Consider the following 248-nt stretch of genomic DNA (forward strand, 5'->3'; position numbering starts at 1 on the left):
ATTGTCAGGCAAACCGGGGAACTGGCGGCCCAAGGTCTGCGCTTCGTCGCCAAGCGGTGCGCGATGGCTTTCCAGCATGCTCGCGAAGACTTCGCGACGACGTGCTGACAGGCGGTTGGCCAATAGCTCGTTAAGGGCGCCCGGGCGCTGCTCTACTGGCGTATCGGGTAGTAGCTGCTCTATGACATCTTCATCCATCCCCGCCAGGACAATCTTGCTCAGTTCGCCATCGTCAAGCTCTTCGCGGC

At 60.9% G+C, this 248-nt stretch carries 1 protein-coding gene; it reads right to left on the reverse strand.

Annotation, left to right across the window (positions count from 1 at the left end; translation table 11 throughout):
- The coding region (locus FQ664_RS25665) for a hypothetical protein (RefSeq protein WP_144175802.1) at positions 1-248 on the reverse strand (248 nt) is incomplete at both ends.

Origin of the sequence: Pseudomonas persica (assembly GCF_900291015.1) — a bacterium.
GTDB lineage: Bacteria > Pseudomonadota > Gammaproteobacteria > Pseudomonadales > Pseudomonadaceae > Aquipseudomonas.